Genomic DNA, 1106 nt, shown 5'->3' on the forward strand with positions numbered 1-1106 from the left:
ATGATTTCATTGCTTGCGCAACTCCAACAATAAAATCAGCAATCAACGAATTAATAAGAAAAAGCTATTCCCCTTCAATCACCCAAAAGAATCATAAATCTAATAACACTTCTTTTCAAAAAGAAAACCACACACGGCATTATCAAATTCCTAATCCTCATCAAATATATATTAAACAAGTTCATCATGAATTTTTATTAAATAAACTCAAAACCAAATTAAGCAAAAAGAAATTTAATATCATTAGATTAAGTTTTGGCATTCCTTAAGAAAAATGTTATTCATCTATTAAAATTGATTATAAAGTTTTAAAAAAATCTTTTGAATTGTTATTAAATTTGTATTATGAAAAATTAAATTATTATAATTTAATAACTTTGGATGTTTTATTAATTGAAACTAGTGATTTTATTGAATTTGTTGAAAGAAATAATGGTTTAATTTATAATCGTCCTGTTTTTATTGATGAATTTCAAGATTTAAATTATTTTATTATTTCTTTCAACAAAAGAACTTTATTTAATAAACCAAATTTTTTATATTNTTTGGTGATTATACTCAAAATATTTAATAGTTCTTTTGGTTATAGTGAACGTATTTTGAAACTTTTTGTAAAAGATTTTATATCTCAAAAACATTTTTTAAATTTTAATTATCGTTCTAAAGGCATTAATATTGTTAAAGCAGCTAATGAATTAATTGATAATAAGGAATATTTACAATTATCTTTTAGTGAAAAAAAATATAGAGATTTTATAAATTTTTCTTTTTTTGATAATTTTTATCAACAAGTTAATTATTTGTGCGAAAAAATTAAAAAAATCTTTAATTTATTCTACAACTGTTCTTTGCGGTAGTAATGGTAAATTACAAAAACTTAAACATGAGTTTGAAAAAAACCAAATTCCTTTTACTATATCTGATAATAATAGTAAAGAAAATGAAATTGTTTTGTCAACGATACATTGATATAAAGGATATGAAAATGAATGTGTTTATTTAATTGGTTGGCAAAATCGAAATGAATCACAAGATAAAGTTTTAGAAAAAAAATTAATTTATACTGCAATAACTCGCGCTAAACATGATATTGAAATTTTAACTTT

1 pseudogene is annotated in these 1106 nt (G+C 21.0%); it reads left to right on the forward strand.

Going from position 1 to position 1106, the window contains the following annotated elements:
* Positions 1 to 269, forward strand: a pseudogene (locus tag BBA70_RS01505) (sigma-70 family RNA polymerase sigma factor); the annotation flags it as partial.
* Positions 270 to 1106: the final 837 nt, after the last annotated feature.

Source organism: New Jersey aster yellows phytoplasma (genome assembly GCF_002554195.1).
Lineage (GTDB): Bacteria > Bacillota_I > Bacilli_A > Acholeplasmatales > Acholeplasmataceae > Phytoplasma.